This is a genomic window from Streptococcus sp. 151470009-6, from assembly GCF_053628175.1.
The window spans coordinates 150,591-157,612 of the sequence record NZ_JBSEZF010000006.1; the positions used below are offsets into that span (position 1 = coordinate 150,591).

7 protein-coding genes are annotated in these 7,022 nt (G+C 39.7%); 4 read left to right on the top strand and 3 right to left on the bottom strand.

What is annotated here, in order from left to right; translation table 11 throughout:
• The first annotated feature begins 15 nt into the window (after nt 1-15).
• On the top strand, nt 16-1,638 hold the full coding sequence (gene groL, locus ACUW6H_RS08675; protein ID WP_454364171.1) for a chaperonin GroEL: 1,623 nt from the start codon (nt 16-18) through the stop codon (nt 1,636-1,638).
• Between the two features lie 136 nt (nt 1,639-1,774).
• Nucleotides 1,775-2,542: an epoxyqueuosine reductase QueH gene (locus ACUW6H_RS08680; protein ID WP_454364173.1), complete on the top strand. Its 768-nt coding sequence runs from the start codon at nt 1,775-1,777 to the stop codon at nt 2,540-2,542.
• Between the two features lie 70 nt (nt 2,543-2,612).
• Here the strand turns inward: ACUW6H_RS08680 and ntdP are convergent, their stop codons facing one another.
• From ntdP to ACUW6H_RS08695, 3 genes are all read right to left on the bottom strand, one after another.
• Nucleotides 2,613-3,146, bottom strand: a complete 534-nt coding sequence (gene ntdP / locus ACUW6H_RS08685; RefSeq protein ID WP_454364175.1) for a nucleoside tri-diphosphate phosphatase — start codon at nt 3,144-3,146, stop codon at nt 2,613-2,615.
• Nucleotides 3,147-3,234: 88 nt separating this feature from the next.
• Nucleotides 3,235-4,011 (bottom strand): recombination regulator RecX, encoded by a 777-nt coding sequence (recX, locus tag ACUW6H_RS08690; RefSeq protein ID WP_454364177.1) that lies wholly within the window; start codon nt 4,009-4,011, stop codon nt 3,235-3,237.
• 10 nt (nt 4,012-4,021) lie between these two features.
• Nucleotides 4,022-4,798, bottom strand: a complete 777-nt coding sequence (locus ACUW6H_RS08695) for an aminoglycoside 3'-phosphotransferase (protein WP_454364179.1) — start codon at nt 4,796-4,798, stop codon at nt 4,022-4,024.
• Nucleotides 4,799-4,853: 55 nt separating this feature from the next.
• Between ACUW6H_RS08695 and rlmD the strand changes: the two genes are divergently transcribed.
• The gene (gene rlmD / locus ACUW6H_RS08700; protein ID WP_454364181.1) at nt 4,854-6,212 is read left to right on the top strand and encodes a 23S rRNA (uracil(1939)-C(5))-methyltransferase RlmD; all 1,359 of its coding nucleotides are present in this window, start codon (nt 4,854-4,856) and stop codon (nt 6,210-6,212) included.
• A 114-nt stretch (nt 6,213-6,326) separates the two neighbouring features.
• Complete coding sequence (locus tag ACUW6H_RS08705; RefSeq protein WP_454364183.1) at nt 6,327-6,896, top strand: hypothetical protein; 570 nt, start codon at nt 6,327-6,329, stop codon at nt 6,894-6,896.
• Nucleotides 6,897-7,022 lie beyond the last annotated feature (126 nt).

The window sequence follows — 7,022 nt, forward strand, 5'->3', positions numbered from 1 at the left end:
AAGGAGAAAGTAAGTATGTCAAAAGAAATTAAATTTTCATCTGATGCTCGTTCAGCTATGGTTCGTGGCGTTGATATTCTAGCAGATACTGTTAAAGTAACTTTGGGACCTAAAGGTCGTAACGTTGTGTTGGAAAAATCATTCGGTTCACCGCTCATCACCAACGACGGGGTGACTATTGCCAAAGAAATCGAGTTGGAAGACCATTTTGAAAATATGGGTGCCAAGTTGGTATCAGAAGTCGCTTCAAAAACCAATGATATCGCAGGTGACGGAACGACAACTGCAACAGTCTTAACTCAAGCCATCGTACGTGAAGGAATCAAAAACGTTACTGCAGGTGCCAATCCAATCGGTATCCGTCGGGGGATTGAAGCAGCGGTTGCCGCAGCTATAGAAGCTTTGAAAAACAATGCCATTCCAGTTGCCAATAAAGAAGCTATTGCTCAGGTTGCTGCCGTATCTTCTCGTTCTGATAAAGTCGGCGAGTACATTTCTGAAGCTATGGAAAAAGTTGGTAAAGACGGAGTCATTACTATTGAAGAGTCACGTGGTATGGAAACAGAACTTGAAGTTGTTGAAGGAATGCAGTTCGATCGTGGTTACCTTTCACAGTACATGGTGACAGATAGCGAAAAGATGGTGGCTGACCTTGAAAATCCATACATCTTGATTACCGACAAGAAGATTTCCAATATCCAAGAAATCTTGCCGCTTCTAGAAAGCATTCTCCAAAGCAATCGTCCGCTCTTGATTATTGCAGATGATGTGGATGGCGAAGCTCTTCCAACCCTTGTCTTGAACAAAATTCGTGGAACTTTCAATGTCGTAGCTGTCAAAGCTCCTGGCTTCGGTGACCGTCGTAAAGCCATGCTTGAAGACATCGCTATTTTGACAGGTGGAACTGTTATCACAGAAGATCTTGGTCTTGAGTTGAAAGACACGACGATTGAGGCTCTAGGTCAAGCCGCTAGAGTGACTGTGGACAAAGATAGCACTGTTATCGTAGAAGGTGCTGGCAATCCTGAAGCCATTTCCCACCGTGTTGCGGTTATCAAGTCACAAATCGAAACCACAACTTCTGAATTCGACCGTGAAAAACTCCAAGAACGCTTGGCTAAATTGTCAGGTGGTGTCGCAGTCATCAAGGTCGGTGCAGCAACTGAAACTGAGTTGAAGGAAATGAAACTTCGTATCGAAGATGCCCTCAACGCTACTCGTGCAGCTGTTGAAGAAGGAATCGTTGCTGGTGGTGGAACTGCTCTTGCCAATGTCATTCCAGCCGTTGCTGATTTGGAATTGACAGGTGATGAAGCAACAGGACGCAATATTGTTCTCCGTGCCTTGGAAGAACCTGTTCGTCAAATTGCCCACAATGCAGGATTTGAAGGGTCTATCGTTATCGATCGCTTGAAGAATGCTGAGCTTGGTACAGGTTTCAACGCAGCAACTGGTGAGTGGGTTAATATGATTGAAGAAGGAATCATCGACCCAGTTAAGGTTAGCCGTTCTGCCCTTCAAAATGCAGCATCTGTAGCTAGCTTGATCTTGACTACAGAAGCAGTCGTAGCCAATAAACCTGAACCAGTAGCACCTGCTCCAGCCATGGATCCAAGCATGATGGGCGGAATGATGTAAGCTGTTTATACTAAACAATTCATAAGAAACACAAAAGGAGGGAATGAGCATCCCTCCTTTTATGGTTCCCTCTTCTAAATAGATTTGAGCTCTCCTAACTTATATGATAAAATAAGACTAGAAGAAGGAGAAGAACATGATTGATGTAGAAGAAATTCTGAGCAAGATGAATCCCCATCAGAAGATTAATTATGACCGTGTTATGCAGAAAATGGTTCAGGTTTGGGAGAAAAATGAGCAACGTCCAACTATTCTCATGCATGTTTGCTGTGCTCCTTGTAGTACCTACACCCTAGAGTATCTGACCAAGTACGCTGCTGTGACCATCTATTTTGCCAATTCCAATATCCATCCTAAGGCAGAATACCACAAGCGGGCTTACGTTACAAAAAAATTTGTCAGTGATTTCAATGAGCGAACAGGCAATACGGTTCAGTACCTAGAAGCTCCCTACGAACCAAATGAATACCGGAAGTTAGTCAGAGGACTGGAAGAAGAACCCGAAGGTGGCGACCGTTGCAAGGTTTGTTTTGATTACCGTTTGGACAAAACAGCGCAAGTGGCTATGGATTTGGGCTTTGACTACTTTGGTTCAGCCTTGACCATCAGTCCCCATAAGAATTCTCAAACCATCAACAGCATCGGAATTGATGTGCAAAAGATTTATACAACCCACTATCTCCCAAGTGATTTCAAGAAAAATCAAGGCTACAAGCGTTCGGTGGAGATGTGCGAGGAGTATGATATTTATCGTCAATGTTATTGTGGATGCGTCTATGCAGCTCAAGCCCAGAATATTGACCTGGTTCAGGTTAAGAAGGATGCCACGGCTTTCTTGTTGGATAAGGATGTTGAAAAAGACTATTCCCACATCAAGTTTACTGTGACTAAATTAGATATATAGAAATCAACCCAGCTGAAAAGCTGGGTTTTTCAAATAAAAAAACCAGGGCTCTCACCCCGGATTGACAACTTTACCGATTCTTTAGTTCTATGTAGCGTTTGTACCAAATGTTGACATAGGCCTCTGAGAAAGGTCCGCGTCCATTGTTAATCCAATCAACAAGGATTTTAACATGCTCTTTCAAAATATAGTCTATATCATCAGAATACTTCATTTTGCGTTTATGGCGCTCATACTCTTCAACGTCCAAGAGACGCTTTTCACCATCAGTGAAGACCTTTACATCCAAATCGTAATCAATGTATTTCAGGGCTTCCTCATCTAGATAGTAAGGGCTGGCCATATTGCAATAGTAGGAAATCCCATTATCGCGAATCATAGCAATGATATTAAACCAATATTTTTTGTGAAAGTAAACAATAGCCGGTTCTCGAGTTACCCAACGACGACCGTCACTTTCGGTAACAAGTGTGTGGTCGTTGACGCCAATAATAGCGTTCTCTGTTGTTTTTAGTACCATGGTGTCCCGCCAAGTACGGTGAAGACTCCCATCATGCTTATAACTTTGAATTGTAATAAAGTCGCCTTCTTTTGGAAGTTTCATAACTAACCAACTTTCTACAATTTATAAGTTTATCGTTTACTATTATATCATAAATCGGTCTAATTTTTTTGAATTTTACACGAAAATATTAAAGATATTCTCTGAGAGCGCTAGCTATATCCGAAAAATCATAGCCTTTTCGAGCTAAAACTTGGGTTAAACGCTGTTTAAGTTCGTATCCTTCATACTTTCGAGCATACTTAGCATATTGTTTGTCTAGCTCTTTAAAAATGAGTTCTTGAGTCGTTTCTTGGTCGACTTGACTATCCAAGTCATCAAAGGCACTTTTAGCATCAGCATAGGAGAATCCCTTGTTCGTCAAGTTTTGGATAATCTTTTCCTGCAAAGCACGAGCAGGAAGCTTTCCGGTGTATTTTTTAAGCAGTTTCTCAGCTACACGTTGAGCAACTTCTGTATAGTCAAAATCCTTTAGAACACCTTCAATAGTTGATTTAGCAACTCCTTTTTGAGTTAGTTTTTGAGTTAGTAAATAGGGTCCTTTATTTCCAGAAAGTTGATTGGCATTTATGATGGAATAAGCATACTGATGGTCATTAATCCAGTTATCTTCTTTTAGATTAGCGATAACTTGACTAGCGATTGTATCTTCAATATCATACTTGTCCAGATACTCTCGCACTTCTTTTTCAGTACGGGCCTTGAAGGATAGATGGTAGAGAGCAAGATTCTTACCATAAGAAAACTGGGAAAAATCCTGAATCTCGGTCAGTTCCTCTTTACTAATGACCTTATCTCGAGATAGCATAAAACGCACAATGGTATCTTCAGTGATATAAGAGGTTTGCTGATGATCTAGCTCCATCAGGTAGAGGCGTTTTTTCTTTTCAAGTTTTGTGATTTTCATGGTTTACCTTTTATCCAAATGCTTCAAAGGCAGCAACGAGTCGAAGTTTGTTTGTGTCGACCTCTTCTCTGCCGTAATAGTCAAGAAACAGTTCAGCGTATTTAGGGTTATCTAGGTTATAGTTGAGAGACCAAACTACCCAAAAGAGATCGATATGACGATCACTAAAATCAGCCAAGCCCAGATCAATAAAGCAAGAGAAGTGGTCCGCATCTTTGAGAATAAAATTCGGTAGACAGGCATCACCGTGAATAAAGGCATCAGTCTTTAAAAGGTGTCCTTGTTCTTGGATGAGTTGGAAGGCCTCTTCGCGACTATTAATCTGAAATTGGGGTAGGAGGGCCTTGGAATAGAACTCGCCTTTTTCATAGTTTTTCAAAGCTCTATCTTTATAGGTTTGTATATGATTTTCTGATGGAAAATTGTGTGGGTGTAAGTTGTGAAGTTTTTTAAGGGCATGTGCCATGGTTCGACAAATTGTTTTTGGCTGATCCAGAAAGGCAAGGGCATCTTTGCCAGGCGCTTCTTTTGTTAAAAGGTAGTCTTTATCTGTAGATAAGTAGTCGATAACTGGAGTTCCCAGTCCTTTAGTTTCAAACCACCTTGCAATGGCAGCTTCTCGCTCTAATCTTCTCTTTTGATCAATTTTCAAATAGTAACCTGAATCAAGATAGAGAACCGTTGCGCCTGAATGAGAAGAGCTGTCAGAAAGGGTTGCTCCCTCTATATAAGTTCGTAATTGCTCAGGAAAATCCAATGGGGAAAAATGAGATGTCTTTGTATTCATGGTTTTATTGTAACATATTCTTAACCATTGAGAAACTACGTGGTATAATAGACTTATGAATCTAAAAGTCAAACAAAAAATTCCATTAAAAATTAAGCGTATGGGCATCAATGGTGAGGGAATCGGTTTTTACCAGAAAACCCTCGTTTTTGTGCCAGGTGCTCTCAAGGGAGAAGATATCTATTGTCAGATTACTTCTATTAAACGTAACTTTGTAGAAGCAAAGTTACTCAAAGTAAATAAAAAGTCCAAGTTTCGAGTCGTACCAGCATGTACGATTTATAATGAATGTGGTGGTTGCCAAATCATGCATCTCCACTATGATAAACAGTTAGAGTTCAAAACAGATTTTCTCCACCAAGCCTTGAAAAAATTTGCTCCTGCAGGATATGAAAACTATGAAATCCGTCCAACTATCGGAATGCAGGAACCAAAGTACTACCGTGCTAAGTTGCAATTTCAGACTCGAAAATTCAACAATCAGGTCAAGGCGGGTTTGTATGCGCAAAATTCTCATTACCTTGTCGAGTTGAAAGACTGCTTGGTGCAAGATAAGGAAACCCAAGTGATTGCGAATCGCCTAGCTGAGCTTCTCACTTACCATCAAATCCCCATCACCGATGAGAGAAAAACGCTAGGTGTTCGCAACATCATGGTACGTCGAGCGAGAAAAACTGGACAAGTCCAGATTATCATTGTCACAAATCGCCAGCTTAATTTGAATCAACTAGTCAAAGACCTAGTTAATGATTTTCCAGAAGTTGTCACGGTTGCTGTCAATACAAATACAGCAAAAACAAGTGAAATCTATGGTGAAAAGACGGAAATTATCTGGGGCCAAGAGTGTATTCAAGAAGGAGTACTCGACTATGAGTTTTCTCTCTCCCCCCGCGCCTTCTATCAGCTCAATCCTGAGCAGACCGAGATTCTCTATAGTCAAGCGGTTAAGGCCCTAGATGTTAGTGAAGAAGATCATTTGATTGATGCTTATTGTGGAGTCGGGACAATTGGTTTCGCATTCGCGAAGAAGGTCAAAAGCCTTAGAGGGATGGACATTATCCCAGAGGCCATTGAAGATGCCAAGCGAAATGCCCAGAGAATGGGATTTGATAACGCCTATTATGAAGCTGGGACTGCAGAAGAGATTATTCCACGTTGGTACAAAGAAGGATACCGAGCAGATGCCTTGATTGTAGATCCTCCGCGAACTGGTTTAGACGACGAGTTGTTAGAGACAATCCTAACCTATGTTCCAGAAAAGATGGTCTATGTATCTTGTAATGTTTCAACATTAGCACGAGATTTGGTTAAACTTGTGAAAGTATACGACCTCCACTACATCCAGTCAGTCGATATGTTTCCTCACACTGCACGGACAGAAGCGGTCGTGAAGTTGGTTAAGAGAAAAGCATAGAAGTTCTACGACCTAAAAATTATAAACGAATCAAAACAAAAACGTATAATGGATAATTAATTAGCAAAGGAAAATTGTTATATAGCAGTGATAGAGTACAGAGGAGTAAGTAAAATGTCAGTAGAAGAAAATCTAAATAAATATGACTATTTAAAAGAAATTTGTAAATTCTCAGATTTAAGAAATGAAGATATAAGAAAATTGATAAAAGGGGTGTCAAGTGACGAGAAAAAATTGTGGGCAATGTTTGCTCGGAAAAAGAAAGATTTGGATAACGATAACTCAGATATGACACAAATTTGCATACAAGTTGGGAGTAGTAAAAACATATACTCAGAGTTAAGAGGGATATTAAGGTGTATGATTTCTGAACCGAAAAAAGAAAAAGTTTCTACAGAATTTTTCGTTGAAGCATATATATTCACTACATTCATGGATAAAGACAGTGTCAAATACAGATCTATTTATGAAAAATTCGAAGAATTTATTATTTATGAAATTATTGTTGAAAAATATTTAGCTAATATAGATTATGAAAACTATGATAAGATCAATTATTCGGAAGTGAAATTTGCTCTTGAACATCATGCTTATTTATGGAATCCAGCCCCACCAACATATGGAAATAAAGAACGAGAAATACTCCAAATTTTAAAACAAGAAAAGAAAACAATTAGCAATTAGATAGAAGTTAAAAATTTTGTTGTAGAATGTAAAAAAAGTTCTTGACAAAGGGAGAAAAGAAGGTATAATAGAAAGAGTCGAAAAGCTCAGGTCCGTTGGTCAAGGGGTTAAGACACCGCCTTTTCA

Coding starts and splice junctions, on each gene's coding strand:
- groL (WP_454364171.1), top strand. CDS start 16: ATGTCAAAAGAAATTAAATTTTCATCTGATGCTCGTTCAGCTATGGTT.
- ACUW6H_RS08680 (WP_454364173.1), top strand. CDS start 1,775: ATGATTGATGTAGAAGAAATTCTGAGCAAGATGAATCCCCATCAGAAG.
- ntdP (WP_454364175.1), bottom strand. CDS start 3,146: ATGAAACTTCCAAAAGAAGGCGACTTTATTACAATTCAAAGTTATAAG.
- recX (WP_454364177.1), bottom strand. CDS start 4,011: ATGAAAATCACAAAACTTGAAAAGAAAAAACGCCTCTACCTGATGGAG.
- ACUW6H_RS08695 (WP_454364179.1), bottom strand. CDS start 4,798: ATGAATACAAAGACATCTCATTTTTCCCCATTGGATTTTCCTGAGCAA.
- rlmD (WP_454364181.1), top strand. CDS start 4,854: ATGAATCTAAAAGTCAAACAAAAAATTCCATTAAAAATTAAGCGTATG.
- ACUW6H_RS08705 (WP_454364183.1), top strand. CDS start 6,327: ATGTCAGTAGAAGAAAATCTAAATAAATATGACTATTTAAAAGAAATT.